The organism is Mucilaginibacter sp. 14171R-50 (genome assembly GCF_010093045.1).
Taxonomy (GTDB): domain Bacteria; phylum Bacteroidota; class Bacteroidia; order Sphingobacteriales; family Sphingobacteriaceae; genus Mucilaginibacter.
Genome location: NZ_CP048115.1, coordinates 1,409,983 through 1,428,135 on the forward strand (window position 1 = coordinate 1,409,983; position 18,153 = coordinate 1,428,135).

At 44.1% G+C, this 18,153-nt stretch carries 19 protein-coding genes; 4 read left to right on the forward strand and 15 right to left on the reverse strand.

What is annotated here, in order from left to right:
* The first annotated feature begins 4 nt into the window (after window positions 1-4).
* The 3 genes from GWR56_RS06575 to GWR56_RS06585 are packed head-to-tail and all read left to right on the forward strand — an operon-like array spanning window position 5 to window position 3,325.
* Window positions 5-1,108: a conjugative transposon protein TraM gene (locus GWR56_RS06575; RefSeq protein ID WP_238395320.1), complete on the forward strand. Its 1,104-nt coding sequence runs from the start codon at window positions 5-7 to the stop codon at window positions 1,106-1,108.
* Window positions 1,109-1,121: 13 nt separating this feature from the next.
* The gene (locus tag GWR56_RS06580; protein ID WP_162430341.1) at window positions 1,122-2,141 is read left to right on the forward strand and encodes a hypothetical protein; all 1,020 of its coding nucleotides are present in this window, start codon (window positions 1,122-1,124) and stop codon (window positions 2,139-2,141) included.
* Between the two features lie 26 nt (window positions 2,142-2,167).
* Window positions 2,168-3,325, forward strand: a complete 1,158-nt coding sequence (locus tag GWR56_RS06585; protein ID WP_162430342.1) for a hypothetical protein — start codon at window positions 2,168-2,170, stop codon at window positions 3,323-3,325.
* Between the two features lie 66 nt (window positions 3,326-3,391).
* Here GWR56_RS06585 and GWR56_RS06590 read toward each other — a convergent pair whose 3' ends face one another.
* The 12 genes from GWR56_RS06590 to GWR56_RS06645 all read right to left on the reverse strand — a co-directional run bounded on the left by GWR56_RS06590 (window position 3,392) and on the right by GWR56_RS06645 (window position 13,543).
* Entirely contained in the window at window positions 3,392-4,840 is a 1,449-nt protein-coding gene (locus tag GWR56_RS06590) for a hypothetical protein (protein ID WP_162430343.1), read from the reverse strand.
* 4 nt (window positions 4,841-4,844) lie between these two features.
* Window positions 4,845-6,281 carry an SMEK domain-containing protein gene (locus GWR56_RS06595; RefSeq protein ID WP_162430344.1) on the reverse strand — a complete coding sequence of 479 codons (1,437 nt, stop codon included), beginning with the start codon at window positions 6,279-6,281 and terminating at the stop codon, window positions 4,845-4,847.
* Window positions 6,282-6,306: 25 nt separating this feature from the next.
* A complete protein-coding gene (locus GWR56_RS06600; protein WP_162430345.1) occupies window positions 6,307-7,173 on the reverse strand; it encodes a nucleotidyl transferase AbiEii/AbiGii toxin family protein in 867 nt (288 codons plus the stop codon).
* Window positions 7,148-8,143 (reverse strand): type IV toxin-antitoxin system AbiEi family antitoxin, encoded by a 996-nt coding sequence (locus GWR56_RS06605; protein ID WP_162430346.1) that lies wholly within the window; start codon window positions 8,141-8,143, stop codon window positions 7,148-7,150. Before GWR56_RS06605 ends, GWR56_RS06600 begins: the two co-directional genes overlap by 26 nt.
* A 55-nt stretch (window positions 8,144-8,198) precedes the next feature.
* Window positions 8,199-8,885: a SagB/ThcOx family dehydrogenase gene (locus tag GWR56_RS06610; protein WP_162430347.1), complete on the reverse strand. Its 687-nt coding sequence runs from the start codon at window positions 8,883-8,885 to the stop codon at window positions 8,199-8,201.
* Window positions 8,857-9,456 carry a 7-cyano-7-deazaguanine synthase gene (locus GWR56_RS06615; protein WP_162430348.1) on the reverse strand — a complete coding sequence of 200 codons (600 nt, stop codon included), beginning with the start codon at window positions 9,454-9,456 and terminating at the stop codon, window positions 8,857-8,859. The genes GWR56_RS06610 and GWR56_RS06615 overlap by 29 nt, the downstream gene beginning before the upstream one ends.
* A complete protein-coding gene (locus tag GWR56_RS06620; protein ID WP_162430349.1) occupies window positions 9,449-10,660 on the reverse strand; it encodes a PfkB family carbohydrate kinase in 1,212 nt (403 codons plus the stop codon). The genes GWR56_RS06615 and GWR56_RS06620 overlap by 8 nt, the downstream gene beginning before the upstream one ends.
* Window positions 10,657-10,983, reverse strand: a complete 327-nt coding sequence (locus GWR56_RS06625) for a hypothetical protein (protein WP_162430350.1) — start codon at window positions 10,981-10,983, stop codon at window positions 10,657-10,659. The genes GWR56_RS06620 and GWR56_RS06625 overlap by 4 nt, the downstream gene beginning before the upstream one ends.
* Window positions 10,984-11,001: 18 nt before the next feature.
* Window positions 11,002-11,799, reverse strand: coding sequence for an 8-oxoguanine DNA glycosylase (locus GWR56_RS06630; protein WP_162430351.1), 798 nt, complete (start codon window positions 11,797-11,799; stop codon window positions 11,002-11,004).
* 1 nt (window position 11,800) lies between these two features.
* Window positions 11,801-12,406 carry a DUF6088 family protein gene (locus GWR56_RS06635; protein ID WP_162430352.1) on the reverse strand — a complete coding sequence of 202 codons (606 nt, stop codon included), beginning with the start codon at window positions 12,404-12,406 and terminating at the stop codon, window positions 11,801-11,803.
* A 256-nt stretch (window positions 12,407-12,662) separates the two neighbouring features.
* Window positions 12,663-13,082, reverse strand: coding sequence for a hypothetical protein (locus tag GWR56_RS06640; protein WP_162430353.1), 420 nt, complete (start codon window positions 13,080-13,082; stop codon window positions 12,663-12,665).
* 149 nt (window positions 13,083-13,231) lie between these two features.
* Window positions 13,232-13,543 carry a helix-turn-helix transcriptional regulator gene (locus GWR56_RS06645; protein WP_162430354.1) on the reverse strand — a complete coding sequence of 104 codons (312 nt, stop codon included), beginning with the start codon at window positions 13,541-13,543 and terminating at the stop codon, window positions 13,232-13,234.
* A gap of 281 nt (window positions 13,544-13,824) precedes the next feature.
* Here GWR56_RS06645 and GWR56_RS06650 point away from each other — a divergent pair, with 281 nt between their 5' ends.
* On the forward strand, window positions 13,825-14,394 hold the full coding sequence (locus tag GWR56_RS06650; protein ID WP_162430355.1) for an RNA polymerase sigma-70 factor: 570 nt from the start codon (window positions 13,825-13,827) through the stop codon (window positions 14,392-14,394).
* Between the two features lie 92 nt (window positions 14,395-14,486).
* Here the strand turns inward: GWR56_RS06650 and GWR56_RS06655 are convergent, their stop codons facing one another.
* The 3 genes from GWR56_RS06655 to GWR56_RS06665 are packed head-to-tail and all read right to left on the reverse strand — an operon-like array spanning window position 14,487 to window position 18,139.
* The gene (locus tag GWR56_RS06655) at window positions 14,487-15,704 is read right to left on the reverse strand and encodes an efflux RND transporter periplasmic adaptor subunit (protein WP_162430356.1); all 1,218 of its coding nucleotides are present in this window, start codon (window positions 15,702-15,704) and stop codon (window positions 14,487-14,489) included.
* On the reverse strand, window positions 15,697-16,941 hold the full coding sequence (locus GWR56_RS06660) for an HlyD family efflux transporter periplasmic adaptor subunit (RefSeq protein WP_162430357.1): 1,245 nt from the start codon (window positions 16,939-16,941) through the stop codon (window positions 15,697-15,699). The genes GWR56_RS06655 and GWR56_RS06660 overlap by 8 nt, the downstream gene beginning before the upstream one ends.
* Window positions 16,928-18,139 (reverse strand): TolC family protein, encoded by a 1,212-nt coding sequence (locus GWR56_RS06665; RefSeq protein WP_162430358.1) that lies wholly within the window; start codon window positions 18,137-18,139, stop codon window positions 16,928-16,930. Before GWR56_RS06665 ends, GWR56_RS06660 begins: the two co-directional genes overlap by 14 nt.
* Window positions 18,140-18,153 lie beyond the last annotated feature (14 nt).

Here is an 18,153-nt window from a genome sequence, read left to right on the forward strand (position 1 = left end):
ACATATGGAAACGATCAATGAAACCAGCGGCCAAGCGCCGCTAAATCCCGAGTTCAGAAAAAAAAGAAAATTCTATCTGGTGGTACCCTTGCTGGTGCTCCCCTTTCTAACGATGGCCTTTTGGGCACTTGGTGGCGGAAGCGGAAAGCCTGATCACAATAAACAGGCCCAGCAAAAAGGAATTAATATGACTTTGCCATCAGCCCAGTTTAAACAGCAGGAAGCCAATAATAAAATGGATATCTACCAAAGTGCCGCCAAAGACAGCAACCAAAAAAGTGAAGGGGCCGGAAGCGCATTTATGCAGCAAATGGGATTTGACCCTTCACGGATAGACAGCGGTTCGATCCACAAGGATAAGCCGGAAATTGCCACGCTGAAACAAAACACTGCGGATATCCAGTCCGACAGGATCAGCGCGAAGCTTGCTGCGATCAACCGCCAGATCAGCCAGCCATCCGCCACAGATGAAAGCGCTGATGATGAGCGCTCGGTAAGGAAGTTACACAGGATGATGAAAGCGATGAACTCCTCATCTGGAAAAGATCCTGAAATGGAACAGTTAAATGCGATGCTGACGAAAATCCAGGCAATCCAAAATCCCGCATCAGTGAGTAAGCCAACGGAAAAAAAGACGGACAATGCAGCATTTAAGGCGATCCCGGCGATGATCGACGGGAAGCAAAAAGTCATGAACGGTGGTACGGTACGCCTGAAACTGACCGATTCCGTCCGCATACGCGGAGAATTTCTACCGAAAGGACAACTCATCTTTGGTGCCTGTCAGGTAACCAATCAAAGGTTATTATTAACCATCGAAAATGTCCGGTTGGATAAAAAGATCATTCCGGTAAGTCTCACCGTATTCAGCCTGGATGGAATGCCCGGCATCCCGGCCCCTGAAGCTGATCTTGGAGGAGCAGCCGGTACAGGAGCAGATAATGCCGTACAAAGTATGCAGTTTATGAGTATGGATGCGAGTTTGGGTGCCCAGGCGGCCGCCGGAGGTATCAACGCAGCCAAAGGGCTATTCAGCAAGAAAGTGCACAAGATCAAAGTAAAGCTGAAAGACGAGTTTCCGGTGCTATTGAAAATCAATAAATACTAAGCTTATGAAACCAGTGAACAGAGTCCTGCTGGCCTTCAAGAGTTGGGACGACAAAAAAAACGAGTTACAGCCACTGCTGAAAGCTGGTACGACAGACGAACGCGCTATGCTGTCCCTGCAGCTGGCACACCTGCAGCAAGCAGGCCACAGATTGCGGCAAACGGTCAGGCCAGACGAAAAACCCTTTATGACCTTGCTGTACAATCATATCAACCGCCTGGAAAAGCAACTTTATCCGAACCTGCTGCAACGGCTATTCATGCGACTTAAAGATCGCCTGGTCGATGGGCCCGCCTATCTGGAACAGCAAACCCGTCAAAGGGCAGCCAATATGGAAGTCCTGAAACAGCAACTGGGCGAACGCGGGCTTACCTCCGTTGCCGGCAAACTGGAACAGCATTTAGACCCGGATCACCGGCAAGTCTGCCTGCCGCTGGATTGCCAGTTGAATGCAGCAAAGCGATTAAATCTCGACCTGCATTTTGAAAAGGACGTATATGGCGACTTCCAGCTAAAAAACCTAAACGGCACATTAATTGAAAAAGGGCAGGCGGACAGATTCTATCAGTTTGAGCTGAATGACTGGCCCGGCCTTAAAGCAACCCAGGCGCTTAGCCTGCTGGAAGGCAGGGCGCTTAAACAGCATTACACCGATGCCATGGGTCATGAAAGCACGAGATGGGTTGAATTAGGTAAAAATGGCGTCCAGCATTATGCGGCTAGCCATGCCTTTGAAATTGACGCCGTATTAGCAGCGATGCCGAACATCACCCGTAACAAGGAAGAGCTGACCCGCTATTTAGAGAACGGGCAACGGGTTTCCACCCACTGGAAACAGAATGGGCAGTTTCTGAACATCTATGTGCAAGCCGACCCGGCCAACCGTACGCTCAAATTATTTGACGCGAGAATGAAGCCGGTAACCGCAGAACAATTGAACCAGCGGGCGCAGCAGCAAGCGCAAAACAAGCAGCCGGAGATCATCCTAAAAGCACCCCGCCGGGTACAAAAGAATGGCCATAAGGTCAATTAACATCACCTTTAATATATAACAGCACTATGGACAAGGCAATCAATTTTTATGAGTTAAAGTCAGAACTATCCGGAACCGGCTTTCGCGATCCGGGTGTTGTAGACGCCCTGCGTCAGGCCATTTTTTCTGACGAGGGTTCGGTTGAACTGGCTGCCCATATCGGGCATGTCGGGTTTAACCTGCATCTGGTCCGTGATGAACATAACCGTCTCAGCTTTATCGGGTATTCCGGTAGTATCGGTGCAGGAACAGATCATTGGAAAATGCAATCATTTCATATCAATGTGCCAACAACCGATGCGATCTCTTTGCTTGATGGCCGGGCAGCTAAAATGCCGCATGACGAATATATCAGCCTGATCCCCATCGACGTATGGGAAACCCGAAAACAAATCGAACATTTAAAAACAAATATTATGAATACGCAAAATTTAGAATTTCTGAAAAAGAGCCTGCTGAACCTTGGGTTCGGCGATAAGGTCAACAAAGAACTGGAGCAACAGATCAGCAAGCAAACGCCGGAATTCGTATTGAACGCCAAACATGAGTTCAACCAGAAACCCGTGGACTATCAATTACATTTCAAGGCTGGTGAAAGTGAAGGCATGTACTTTTTTAACAGGTATGATGCCACCCTTAACAAAGGCAAAGAGCAGGAAACCAACCAAAGCTTTTATATCAACAAAGGCAACGGTATCACGGCGAAGGAAGCTTTTAACCTGATGGAAGGCCGCGCCGTGCATAAGCAACTGTTCAACAAGGATGGTGAAAAATATCATGCCTGGCTACAACTCGACCCCGATAACCGGACCCAAAACGGCAGCAAGGAGATCAAACGTTTTAATGAAAATTACGGCTTCGATCTCGAAAAGGTGCTGACCGGTAAGGGCATCAAGGAAATGGACAACGCCGAAAGCAAAGACAGCCTGTTGCGCTCCATAAAAAAAGGAAACGCCCAGCAGATCACTGTAACGAAAGGCAAAGAGGAAACCAAATATTTCGTCTCGGCCAGCCCGCAATTCAAAACCATCGACCTGTATGATGATAAGATGAAGCGTATCAAACGCGAAGAGTTACTCCAGCCATCACAAAAAACCAGCGCCTCCCAAAAACAAACACGGCAGCAAAAGGAGGGACTGCCTGAAAAAAAGCAGCAGTCACGCAAGCGTAAAATGACGGTTTAGAAAACGTTATTTATGCCTAAAGATTATAACAAGGGTAAACAGGTTACCCTTGTTATTTAAAAAGCTTTACATATAAAAACTGTATTTGATCTGTGGCGTTTGTTCTGGACTTAAATATTTCAATATTTCACCAACTTTACGGGAGCATTCAATCGTAATTGGGAATTTACGATCGAACTGCGTATTATTCCAATTCATTTTAGTTAATGCCAGTATTTCTTCACAAATCAGTTCTGGAGATTCATCATGACTGAATAACCGGATTTCGATTGGTGCAGGTATATAACTACCGGGATACGTGTTATAGTAAGGAACGAATCCGCGTGTATAAAGCAAATGAGTAGTGTCGGTGTAGCTTGCCATAGTGCCTCTTAGTGGCGGGTAAGGTCCCTCTCGATATAAGCGTAAATCCGTTCGCATGATCGTAACCATATCTACCGCATGGATGTTGTTTTTATAAGCGGCTGATTTAAACCCTTCTATTTCCGCTGCATTGAAATTGGAAGTTTTATGCAGGACAAGGCGCTGCGGATATACTTTAAGCGCTTCATAATACTCTTTAAGGGAATAGTCAAGTAAGTCATAGGCTTGTAATTCGGTAAGGTGGGGTTCGAGATCACCTTTTTTCATTTCAACGGGTTGTCCACGCAAAATCACACCTTTACCGTGCTCATTGAATATTTGTGTAATACTGGTTTGTGTCGTTGCTCGATCACGACTTTTGTAAAAGCTGATACCAGCATAACAAACGATCGTCGAGTCCTTTTTTTTCATTGCCCAAGGGGTACCAGAAGCTTTGTAATATATTGCGGTATAAAAGTTCCAGGCTATTGTAGCTGGGTCCTGCATTTCACCAGATGGTTTGGCAATACGGTCGCGAACAATTTGGATCGGAATATTATATTCCATTGCCCGCGCTTTTAAAAGGCGCCGGAAATTGTTTTCTTGTCTGGATATGAATTCGTCCTGCTCGTCTTTTTCTTCATCAGCGTCTTCGGCGGAAGCGCTTTCCGCATCTGTATTTTCCGCTGTTGGCGCGCCCAATATGCTTTGAATGAACTTTTCAGAAAGCACACATAAGATGACATCCGGGTTTTTATTTTTAGCTAAAAATTTAATTTCATTGATATAAAGCGTTACGAACTCCTCAATGATCTTCCAGTAGCGTTTTTCATTTTTGATAATATGGTCGAAATCAGAGTTGTTAATTTTTCTGATATAGCCTTCGTCATAAATGATTTCAGATTTAAAAGCATCGGTTTTGCTAAACCCACAAAACTCCGGGAATAGCTTCCCCAATGTGCTTTTTTTCGCAGCGATAATTCGTTTACCTGTGTTGAGCCAGCCGATAACAGTATCTACACTATCGCTTTTACCGATAATGCCTGTTTTGATACGCTCCGGGCGAACTCCTTGCAAATCATAGGGATTGAAGGTAATGATGCCCGTTTTTGGATCTATGTGTTCGCCCGTTCCAAATTGTAACGGTGGCTCAGATAGTAATTTTATATTCATGTGGTTATTCTAATGGGGTGTCTTCCGGTACGTTCTCATCAATTTCAACTACCTCGGTATCGGTGAGCACCTCATCAAAGAACGGTGTATTGAAAGTTAAATAAGGAAAGGTTATTTCATCAGATAAAATATTGTGTGTTAAACAATAGCTAATAAATCGAAAGCCGTAGTAAATTGTATTATTATTTTCCAGCCGCTTTAGACCCGGAGCATAATATTTAGCGAGCCCGCTTTTCTTATACCCATTGCTGGTGAAACTCCAGGTTGGGTTTACCGAAAGATACCATTGCTCGTCATATAAATTAAACTTGGCTTCAAAACTGAAATGACGAAAACAGACAATCTGTTCTTTGTTCTTATCGAATAATTCAAAAATAACGGTGCGCTTTGCACGCTTGGTTTTTTTCCATTCAACCGTTCTTTGTTTAACGATTTTACCCTCGGGCTGGTAGCGGTAAATATCATCTTCCCCGATGTAATGGATCGCTTTATGACTCAGCAACTGTTGCAGTGAAAAGTTCAAGATGCTGGTAAAACTGCGCTGATGATCGGCGTCGATTGTCCAGTACTCTTTGGGTTTGAGGGGTGTGATCGTGCCTTGATCGATAAAATTTCTTAAAGGCTCCGCCGGGTCATGAAGATTTCGAAAAGTCAGTAATTGATTGCCAGTGACGTGCCAATCTGCGATACGGGTTAATCCGGCCAGGTCAATCGCCCGGCGCAGGACTTTACGAGGTGATGCGTCCATTTTTAGCTTATACTCCGTCGTCCAGGATTCCTTAATGATCGCTTCCCGATCGATGGCTATATCTGCGATATATAGCGTTTCCGGAATATTAGCTTCGATTAAATTGAAGTAAACATGTTCCGTATGCTTAACCGATGCCGGATTTTCCAGCGCCTTTTTCCTAAACTCTATTTTTTGTTCGCTAAACTCTTCTTCTAAAAACTGTTCGATCGCAGAAATTTGCTGTAATGATACAATACCGCTGATCTTTTTAAAGAGATCATTATTATCAATAATATGTTCGTCCTTGTCAAAGGCAAGTTTATCCTGTACAATTTCCGCATGGCCTTTTCCGGTATAGGCGGATTGCTTGTTGCCGATAATATATACGAAAAGAATGTCATAACTTAAATAGCGTTCATGCTTAATGAATTGATTTAACGTATGCTTGATCTTTTCGTTATCCGCTGTGGAGGTAACCTGAAATGCAACGCGGTTTTTGTTATCGATAAGGTCGACGGCAGAAAAATTCTTTCCTTTCGTATAATTCGCATTCACCATATCCAAGCCATAAGCTAATTTGATCAACGGGATCAACACATTTTCTGCGTGGATATTGATATCATACAAATTAGCCGCATTCAACAAACCGACTTCCGTGGTAAATCTTCCTAACAATTCTGCGATACGGGTTAAACTTTTCTGGCGATTCATGACCTGTAAAAATAAGCTAATATTTTTAGTTTTTGCCCGTAAAACTTTCCACACTCCCATCGATTTCCCCGAGCAAACTGCTGATTAATTTCAGGCGTTTGATTTGCAGGTCATTGGGTTCATAGACATACATTTCATCAATTTCGCCTGCGTTGAATCGTCCCAATAGTTTGTTCAAAATGCGTTTGAACAACGTGGCTAAAGCCGAGGACTCCTTGAGGATTGGCAGCAACTGTCGTCCCAGCACTTTAGCGGCGGCAACATGCGGATCGAAGTCATTGTCGATTAGGTCATCGTGATTTCCATTATACAGTGTGTCCGCGGCGATCTCAAAGTAATTATCGAGGATGTAATAAAAATCACCCAAATCTTTTTCAAGCCGCTCCGGTTTCTCATGACTCGCGATCAGCTTTAAAATACACAAACCGGGCAGTGTACAAACCTTAAAGGTTTGGTCATTCAGATAAATTTCTTCAGCGTGTTCCAGTACTTGCAGATTGCCGAAAACTGAGAGCTCCATTGGTGGGTTTCCGTCCAGATATACACTATGCCCTTGTTCTATACCGCCAAAGGGAATCAGGTCGATAATGGTTTGATCCGGGGCGTGCATCCGGTAAGGCTCGTCGTCCGCAATAAATTTTTCTTCTTGGCTTAAGTGCAACTTCAAAGCGTGGAAATCTTGCTGGCTTTTAATATAAACACAAAAGTCAACATCTAAAGTAGTACGCCGTTCCGGCAATACCTCTAAATGATTCAGCCACAAATCACGCGCAAAAGCACCAATAAGATAAAAATCAATGTTGAATTTCCGGAAAGTACGCTCCAGTGCATCGAATGTTGGCCGCATCGGACCAAACCGCATGGCTTCAAAATTGATCTTTAAGTAATCCATCGTAAAGCTTTTTTGCGGTTTCTAAATTCCGGGGATCACCCGTATTGATCAGGTCTGCATATACCAATATGGGCGGTACCGTATCCATAGGTCCTGCATTGAATTTCCAAAACTTTTTATAAATGCCGAGTACGCCATTATCCTGGGGAACCAGTTTATATTTTTTTAACAGGTCTGTTTTGCTCGCTGTTGTGTAAAAAATAAGTTTACCTGGTTTCAGATAGGCTGTCAGTAATTTAGCTGCGGGCTCGCCGCCCCATTGGGTTTCATAATCCGTAATGGGTATTTTTTCCCACTCTTTTTCATTGCCGTTAATAAAACGATAGTCGCCTATTTTAAGCAAGGGCTTAAGTTTTTCTTCATAAGCGGGGATCCATTCGTCCAGCAATCGTTTCTTTTGAGTCAGCCGTAGGGTTTTTTTTCCTTGCTGAATGATGTACCCTTGCTCTTTCAGGCTGGTAATGATGTAATTAATATTGCCAAGAGCGATGTCATAATCATCCGCCATTTGCCGGTAAGTGGCGTTGAGGTAGTTTTCATCGTTTAAAAAATGAAAAACCAACAGTAAGCCGGTTTTATTAAATGCCCGGTCTTTTTTTACCGGAATTACAATTTCTGTTTTAAATCCATCAATTAAAAAGAACCAGTCATTTTTCTTTAGATAGCAGTTGCCAGCCACATCGATATAATTTAGACCTAAATTGCGCATTTGCGCCCTGATTCCAGGATAGATGGTTTCGGCAATAACGACGAGATCCCCGTGTTCCTCGCGGAGTTGTTGAAATGCTGGAAAATGAATTGGTTTTACTTCTTTCTTAAACTCGACCGGAAATGTCTGTTTTTGTCTATCTGCTTTGAGCTCCAGTTGTCCATCTATATCTTTCTTACCTGTACGGGCATACCACCGTCCTTTAAGCCCGGTTTTCTCCTGCAGTACTTGTATGACTCTATAGATGACCTGCTCTTCCATGTTCACTATTATCTCTTGTTCACTTATTTGTGAACACTAAGTTATAATGAACAAACTACAATTCCAAATTTCCAACTACAATTCCTCCAGCAGCAATTGTTCTACCTATGTTCCCAAATAACTGCTGTTCAAATGGTACACCTAAAGTACCTATAGGGCAACTACCCAGCCCTAAAGCAGTAGCTGTTAATTGAATTTGCTGAATCAATGCACCTGCGTCACGCCAGACCAGGCTTTCCGCGTTTTCATATTTCGCCTCCGTTCTCGCGGGATGCGCGATCAGCCACAGCAACACGCCCTCCATAACTGGCAAATTCTGCTGTACATGCATCAAAAAACCTTGAACAATAGGTTCATCCAAGTCTAACTGACCAAGCGCGTGTGTAAAAGGATCATAATAATGCAGCACGGGGCGTGAAACATCCAGACATACCAGGATATCGATAGGATGCCGTGCGCCGGCAGACGGCACCGGCCGGTGAGAAAGGATATAGCCGCGATCGTTGATATCCACGCTGAAAGCCTTAGCGGAATACCAAAGCAACTGATCAAGATCGCCTGGCTTTAATTTCTTAAAAGTTCTGATTGAAGACCTTTGCCGGATCAACTCAAAAAAATCAGCGGCATTATTTTCAGGACGCGCTAATTTAATACGGCTTTTAATAGGATAATTAAATCCGGGAACAAGTTCTTCATGCTGTTTAGGCGTTGGATTAAGCATTACCAGTTTGTTGTAATTCATACATCACTTCCCGGTATTTATTACAGCCCCGGCATTTGCCGCAGGGAATATTAGACCGGTGACAAGAATGTGCCCAGTTCAACAGGCTATAGGGAACTTTGGCCTTTCTCACCAACTCCACAGAAGACAGGTCAATCGCAGGGCAGGTAATTTTAATCCCACCCTCCTGGTAGCGCATTAATTGATCGGTCAGGCGATAAAACTCGGATGTGCCATCTTTATGAAATCCATCTGATCTCACTGACGCCAGCATCAATTCCTGTACACCTAAGGCTATTGCTTTCATACAGGCCAGGGTGATAAGTAGCTGGTTGCGGTACGGCCACCATTCTGAGGATGGCGACACTTCCAAAGCGGATTGATTCAGCAAATCGCCGCTGCCTAAAGAACTGCAGTCTACGAGAACGACATGATGCTCGATATTCAACGCTTCTGCAACAATTTTACTTATTCTAATCTCTGTATCCGCTGGCGCCTGTCCGTAATTGATCGTAATGGCGAAGTCTGGCCGTTGCCAATAAGCCATAGCAATAGAGTCGATCCCACCCGAAAGTAATAATGCCTTACTCATTCTCCGCTAACATCCATAAACATTTATATAAAGCCGTGGTCAGATCTTTTTCGATCTCACAGTCCGTCCCGATCAACATCGTTAAATCGGTATCGGCTTCATTTTCTACATAGGCAATCACCGGGATTTTCATCTTCAACGCATAACCGACTTCCACCAGTGTACCAGGGTCTAAACCATCCAGTATGGCAAAGACGATCTTGCAATCATCCAGGCCCTCCAGATCTTTTTTCGCCACGTCACTGCCAGGCTCGCCCAAGCCAACTTCGTGTAGCGGTGAGAATACCTGCATCCCCAGGTGATGTAAATTGCTCATCACTTCATTGATCAGCCATTTTTGCGAAAAGGTAAAAAATGGCCCAGCCAAATAGACTTTACCTTTCGGAAATTCAGGAATCGAGATCGACGAGATATTTTCCTGATAACCGGAATATTCAAACCGGAAACTTTTCGAGTTGCAATATATAGCTGTTGAAAAGGAAGCTTTTTGCGCAGCTTCTACTGCTGTTTTACCACCTTGCATCCAGTGATAGGCAAAGATGGCCGCAAAAACATCGCCTGAACCGATCGGCCAAACATAACCTGTCTTATAAACTGGTATCACCACTTCTTCGTCTGCGGTATATACCATCGCGCCTTTAGGCCCCATTTTGACCACCAAAACGGCGGCCCCTTCTTGTTCAAAGAAGTAAGCTTTAATTACTTTCAGGTCTTTACTTTTCGCAACTTTTTGAGCTTCCTTATAATTAATAACCACTGCAAGCTCTTCCGCTTCCGATCCCGTAGCTTTAAAGCTTATGGGATTAACCGGTGATTGCGGATCATAAACCACGCGTTTACCTTTTACCACCGCATTTCCTTCCAGCATCCCAAAATAAAGGATGTTCTCCGCTTCAAATCGTATAGGTTCAGCCTCGGCGATCATATCCGGGCGCGGATAGATCACAGGGGTACGTAAAGGATAATCATAAATAAACCCGACGGAATCTGCGGCGGAATATTTATGTGTTTTGATCTTCAATGCATCTTCGAACATCGTCAGAAAAAGATCATTATCCGGCGAACAAAAAGTATGAAATTCTACCTCCACACTGTCATCAAGTGCATGAATGGCATGGCAGGCTCGTAATCCCGAACCAAATTTAAAATCAAAATCAGGGCAAAGGCAACGCTCCCGATAGGTACCGCCTGTTATCGTAATCATCGGCCTGCGCAATATATCGAAACCTGACAATCACCACCTGTTATCGCAAGCACTTTCGCCTTGAAATCAAATCCTTCGTTGATACATTTGATCAGTGATGCGGGATCGGAAATTAAAATAGCCCCGGCTATATCACCGTCATAGGTTTGCGCTGTCAAAGGTCCGGTCGGAACTGTGAAAACGACGTCAAGAATATCACCAACAGAAAGTTCATCAATTACTTCAGCTCGCGGAGAGGCCAATTGCGTACGGATAAGAATTTTTTCACATGTAGGTTCTGGTGCAAAACCGCCGCCAATCGAACCGCCTGAGCTACCTGACATAATATAACAATAATAAGGTTAAGTAATTGAAGCTAAAATATTTAAGGCTAATTTATTATTTTTTTTCATATACTGCCAAATAATTGCATCCATATCTGAGGGTCTGACTTCAAGATGGTTACAAAACGTAATAAATTGTTCTTCTAGATTTAGGTATTCCGTATTGAGGTTATACTTAGGTCTGAAGAAACCTGTAATGACTCCTGCCCTTAATAAATGGATATCTAAAATAGCTACGCGTTCACTTCGCAACCAATTGCGGGTGATCCAAGAAGCGGTTTTGTAACCGATTCCTTTGACGGAGATCAACCAGTCACGCAGCTTCAAGTCATCATCCGTCGGAATCAGGTTGATATCCGTCCGGTTTAGAAACGTATGGATATAGGTCGCCTTTTGCCGGGCAAACCGATATTTCGCTTTCTTTCCATTCAGTAATTGCATAGGCTTGCTCAATGCTGCGTACAATTCGTCAAAATCAATAAAAGGTTTTAATAACCCGTTCTTTTTCAAAAGGTCATAAGCAATAATCCCCATTTCCGACGGAATACCATATCCTCCCAGCATACACATGACAACTTCGTCTCGGATCGAACCGGAAAGGCGATGGGTTTCGTTGTGGTCGGGAAAGGCGTTGGTCACATATTGATATTTCCAGAAAGCCGGGGTATAAAGTTGATAAACCGAACCCCACTTTAAACCCGGCATCAATTCTTGATTTTCATCAGGGAAGTCGCGCAAAATTTGGCGTGCCTGCGTCCAAATTCCTGTTTCGTCGATTTCCCGATTTCCATAATTTGTTCTCTGTTGCCTACTCATACTATTTGTTTTTTGTGTTAATAATTAATTGCCGGAATAAATCGTAGATCCAAGCCGGCGCTAGCCGCAAGTCCGCCATTAATGCTTCGTTGCTGATGGTATTTAAATGTTGAATGATTTGCTGGGTAACTTCAGACGTAATCTTGTCTTTCCCCAGTTCTTCCATCGCCTGAATCAGCAAACCACTGGTATCTTGCGAAAGACTGAGTTTCTTAGGTGTGGTCGCTTTAAACACCAATCGTTTATCGCCGATCCGGATATTTCGGGGCTCTCCGTCAGTGATATAAATCAGATGTTCCGGCGCTACAGACGAAAGGCCCAGTTTGAACAAAGCAAATTCCGCAGACCGCCGTATCCGAACTTTTTCCTTTTTAGCTATGGCTTGCGCGATCTCGTCTAGGTTGTGATTAGCCGGCTTGCCTTTTCTTTTTGGTTTTACATAAACACCCTGTGCCAACCGCTCTACCTGTCCTTCTTTCACTAACCGGCTTAAACTCATTTTGATCGCATCCTCAGAACCCAATCCGCGAAAATCAGTCGGGAACAAGATACTTCCACCTGCTGCTTGGCTGATCTTTTGGGCGATATGACGATGGGTCGAATTCAATATTTTGTTACAAATATATCCAAAAAGGTAACAAAATTAGGTCAAACTTTTACATTTTAAATTGGGCGCTTAGAATGTTTTAGTGATTTTTAAGTTCACAGCATCATTTACATTACGTCAATCTGCGCAAATAAGAGTTTGAATAAGGCAACGATTATTCTTAAATGTGATTTTTGCAGGCAGCCGTTGATAAAGGTGAGCTATTTAAGTTTTCTTAAATGGTTCCAATAAACATATAAATTCATCGAAAGTCACCTCATTGATTCTCCGGGAAATCTACATATTTAGATAAATCCTTAACCATCTTTCGAGCGAACACTGCGCCTTCCGAATTACTGGTCATGACATCATCGTCACCCAAATCAGTTTTTTCCCCATAGATCGCTTTTTTAAGTTCCTGGCGCTGATGCAGTTCTTCCAGCCTGCCGCCTACTTTTTCGACCAGTGAATAGTCGGGCATACCACGCTGTAACAGATCGGGAAAATCCCTAAAGGGTTTAAACTGAACCTTTATTACTTTCTGCAGCACTTCCCCCCATTGCAATACTTCACTAAGGGAATAAACCGGGTTATTACGGCGCTGCATATCCAACACCATAGCCAAAAACATTTCCGGCGTTCCCTTCCAGGTCGGCTTTATTTTAAAAACCCGTAAAATAAGAGACAGAAATCCCATAGTGCGATTTTTAAGCCTACACAAATATCATCAAAAGCGATCAATGATATACGACATCTACTAATAAAAAGCGTTAAGGATCGGCGTGAAAAGCCCGGAGCACAGTGAGGACTTGCAACAAGAGCCTGGCCGGAGGCAACGCCAAAATTTTACAAATGATTCTGTGCTTTAGCCGGAAGGAAATCTTTTGGGGAAAGGCCGAAGTGATCAGCCAATTTATCAATATGGTTCAAATTATACTTAGCGCGGTTCTTTGTGCTTTCCACATTGGTCACGAATGATCGCTTTGTCCCGATAATAGTTGCGATATCGTCTTGTTTTAGATTGTGTTTTATTCGTAGCTCTATTACAAAGTCAATTACATGTTGCTCAATAGCCGATATTTTTATTCTTTCCGACATCAGCCATAAAAGAATATATAAAAATTTCGGTAAATGACATACAGGTATGTCATTATTCATTATCTTTACCTAATTTGGTAATCATATTTAAGTTACTTTTGCAGTTACTTAATATCGAACATTAAGGACTGCTAACGAGCCTCGCAGCTAAATCTGGTAAATTGATCCGCGATGGTAAGTGTAGTTCCGTCACCCTATACCAATAGGGCCGGAGCTCGCTTATGTCATGGGGATCACCTCGAAAGAGGCCGGCTTTACCAGAGCCATGCGACATGACAGGTGGGTTCCGGCCATATTTGCTTTAACCCGCTAAGCGAGGCAACATTGATAAATGTTAGCGAATGGCGGCTCTCAGTACCCTTTCTGATCATGAATTACTCCAACTCCTTGGCCAGGACGACCATGCCGCTTATTCAGAAATCTATCGCCGGTACTTTCAGCTGATCTATGTGCATGCCATTAAAAAAATACAGGACAAGGAACAGGCGAAAGACATTACCCAGGATGTATTCACTTACCTTTGGTTCAAACGGGAAAAGTCCCCGGAGATAAAGGATTTAGCTGCCTACTTATTTACATCAGCCCGAAACAAAATATTCGACCTTTTCGCCCATGAACAGGTCGAACAAAAGCATATCGATTCCCTGCAGCAGTTCTATAGTAAGAACCCTATCCATTCTACGGACCATCAAACCCGTGAACGGGATTTCCAGGCTTACATCGATAAGCAGATCGCGGAACTGCCGCCAAAAATGCGCTTGATCTTTGAATTGAGCAGGAAGGAACAGCTATCCTATAAAGAGATCGCCAATCAACTGGATACTACGGAGAACAATGTATCCAAGCAAGTGAATAAAGCGCTTAGCATATTACGCACCAAGTTAGGCCCCATGTTCTTTCTGCTATTTTAATTGCACCGAGCGGAGAGCGGATATATTTTTTGCGGTACTGCTTTTGTCCGTTTGATTCGGAAAACAAATTCCTGCTGAGTCCAAAGATTAACTTACATTTTCATTCCAGCCATACTGTTGTCGCTGCCGTTCTTAAAGATGGCCTCACTATTTAACAAATAAGCGCCATTGGTTACCACGATGTCCCCGGCAGCTAAGCCGGACAGCACTTGTACATAGTTCGAATTCCCCGAACCCGACTTGATCATTTTTGGTGAAAAACTGCCGTCTGCATTTTTAACCCATACCTTGCTGCCTTTGCTATCTGAGAGCACCGCCGATCCAGGTACCGCTAAAGAACGGCTACCGTCCGCACCCATGGAAATATAAGCCAGCATACCGGGCCGGATCAAACCCTGCGTGTTGGGAATGCTTATCCTGATCAGATCCACTTTAGAGGCATCCGACAATTCAGGATTAATAAATTCTACCTTTCCGTTAATTATCTGCCCGTTCAAATCAGGCAATACAACGCTCACCCGGTCATTTTCTTTGTATTTCCCGGCATCGCTGGCATATAGCTGCGCTTCCACCCATAATTGAGCTAATGCCTGCGTTTTTAAGATGGTCATGCCTTCGGTTACATAATCGCCCTCGTGAACCGGAATGTCACTGACCGTTCCGCTGACTTTACTTAATACGGTTGTTGTTGCCGATACCTTCCCTGAGGCGGCCAGGTTTTTGATCTGTGCGGCTGATAGCCCCCATAATTGCAGCTTATTCTCAGCGGCACTGATCAGCTGTCCGTAATCCACATCCGGGTTATGCAATACTTTTTGTTGCTGTTTCGCCAGCAGATATTCCTTCTCCGCTTCCTGCATATCTTCACTATAAATGGAATAAACAGGTTGCCCTACGCTAATTTTTTCACCGACCGTCCTGACAAATAATTGCTGTATCCGTCCGGCTATTCTCGCGCTTAATTCGGCAGCTGTATTTTCATTGGCAGTTATGGTACCGGTCAGCGTTTTCTCCAGTCCGGTATTTTCTTCGCGTACCGTATCCGTTTGAATACCGGCCAGCTGCAGTTGTGTCGCGGTTAGCATGATCTTAGCCGAAGTCATACTATTGCTACCGGTCAATTCTACCTTGATCAGTTTCATGCCGCAGATGGGGCAATTGCCGGGATGTTCCTCATGAACCTGCGGGTGCATGGAACAGGTATAATAGGCTTTGGTTTGTTCTTTGGCGGCTACTTGCTGCACCGGCTTTTGTTTGCAGGCCGCAAAGGCCAGCACCAACACTAATAACCCTACTATGATCTTATTCATTTCCTTTGGTTTTAATGAAGCTTTCGCTGTCTGTTAAATATTGGGCGTTGGCTGCCAGGCTATCCGTAATGGCTAAACCTTTCGTGATTTGGATTTGAGCGCCGTTTACCAAACCTGTACTGACCGCTCGTGCCTGGTAGGCTGCGCTCTTTTTCAGCCAAACGATCTTTGTTTGGCCCAGATTTATTAATGCGGACCGTGGTATCCATAAACCTTTGGTTTGCCCCGTGAGTATTTCGGCTTTGACGAGGCTGTTTACTTTCAGTTCATGATCCATATTATCCAGATAAACCCGGATACTGGTTGTCTTATCGCGGTTCTGTAAAACGGGTTCAATAAAATTAACTTTCCCATTGATGATCTTACCGGGCAGATCCGGCAGGCTGATGGTGACAGGCTGATTTAATTTTAAGCCCGCAATAGCAGACTGGTCGATTTTTATAATGGCCCAGAGCCTATGCGGATTCACCACATTGAACAAGTTTTGCCCTTTTTCAACATACATACCCTCTTTGATCGCTAAGGGCAGATTATTGGAAAAATCCGCAGCCATTTTTTGATCGGCGCTGCCCATCTGGCTATGCGGCATATCATGCACATGGCCTTCGTAAGCACTATAAACCGGCAGGCTGTAAAACGGCTTACCGGTTTTAATGATCTGGCTAACCTGCGCATCCGTCATTCCAAGTAGCAATAGCTTCTGTTTGGAGGCATTCACCAGAGAAATTTCCTGCGGAGAGTTTTTACCGATAAAGATCAAATCCTGTTGGGCGGTCACCAGTTCCGGGCTGTAAATATCAAAAATGCGTTGTCCTCTATGAATTTCCTGGAAAGCATATTTGATGTACAACTTTTCAATGCGCCCTGAAAAACGGGACGCGATATTGTTAAATGTCCGTGTGTCGAAATCGAGGTAGCCGTCTGCTAAAATGGCTGTTGGTATTTCTTTTTGTTCGGGCACGATAGCTTTAACCGCGGAAACGACCGAAGCATTGACCGGTTGCAAAACCGTATTCAAACTGATCCCCGCGCCCTCACTGGCCTGCCCTGATTTTTTAACCAGGGTCATACCGCAAATGGGGCAGCTACCGGGATGGTCTTCCAGTATCTGCGGGTGCATCGGGCAGGTATATTTTACCTCGTTTTTTGCCTGAACAGTAACAGTTGCAGGTTTGGGATTAGAGCAGGCGCTAAGGACTGCTATAATGGCCAATGCGATCATTTTAATTGCTTTCATATTCCCTTTCATAAGCGACCTGTAAGGTCAATAATTCCTGTAACCGGTCTAAAGCCGTCATTCTTGCCATCTGCAAATCCTTAATGCCATTTAGTACCGATGGCAGATCGCCGGTATTCTGGTCGTAGGCCAGTAAAGCCGTTTTATAACCATTTTGCAATGCAGGTATAATGTTCTGCTCGTAGTTTCTCAACTGCCTTTTCTTACTGCCCATATCCGTTTTTACTCCCGCCAGTTGTCCTTGCGCCTGGTTCAAAATATCCAGCTTTTTCTGCTGCAATTCTTCCACTTCATAGTGGATCCCCTTCAGGTTGGCCTTATATTCTTTCGAGGCCCAGGGTACAATAGGAATGGTTATGGAACCCATTAAAACATATTGATTGGACATACCGCCGTAACTTTGCATATGTGCGGCCTGAACACCAAAATCCGGTTTGCGTTTGGCATATTCCATTTGTGCACTAAGCTGTTGCAGGTCAATATTCCGGTTAATGCCTTTGATATCACTCCGCGCACCGGCGAGAGCTGCCGTATCGGTTATGGTTGTTTCATATGCTTTTAATACATAATTGGTATCCACCAAAAAAGCAGCCTGCTTATCCCGATTCATTAGGGTATTGAGCATGATATTCTTTTGCCTGATCTCGCTATTGATCTGCTCACGGGTATTATCCAGTTCAAACAACTCCGCTTTGGCTTTGTAAATGTTAGGCAATTTTTCCTTGCCATAGGTTAGCCGGATGTTCGCGTCCTTGAGCATATACTCCAGTAAATCTTGCGTATGCTGTAACAGCGCCAGTTTCTTTTCCAGCACTACTCTTTCGTAATAATATTGTTTAGCCTGGGCGATCAATTGATTTTTCAGGTAGTTTTTATCTTCTGCTGTCACTTTGGATTGTCCCTGCATATAAGCCTGTTTTGCTTTCAGCTTGGCGGGATTGATAAACATTTGCTCCGCCTGGATCATAAAGGCGCCGCCGTTCGGATTCAACTGATAAGGGACCTGGTACTGACCCGCGCTCAATTTGGGTGCATCCAAACTTCTTGCGCCCGTCGCGTAAGCATCCTGTGCGCTGGCCCTGGCGTCATAAGCTTGTAATGCCGGATTAGTTTTAACACGGGCCAGAACACTGTCTAAAGGAAGTCGCTGTGCTTTGGCCGACAAACCTGCCATACAAAGCAGCAGGATTACTATCATTGGATATCTTGTTT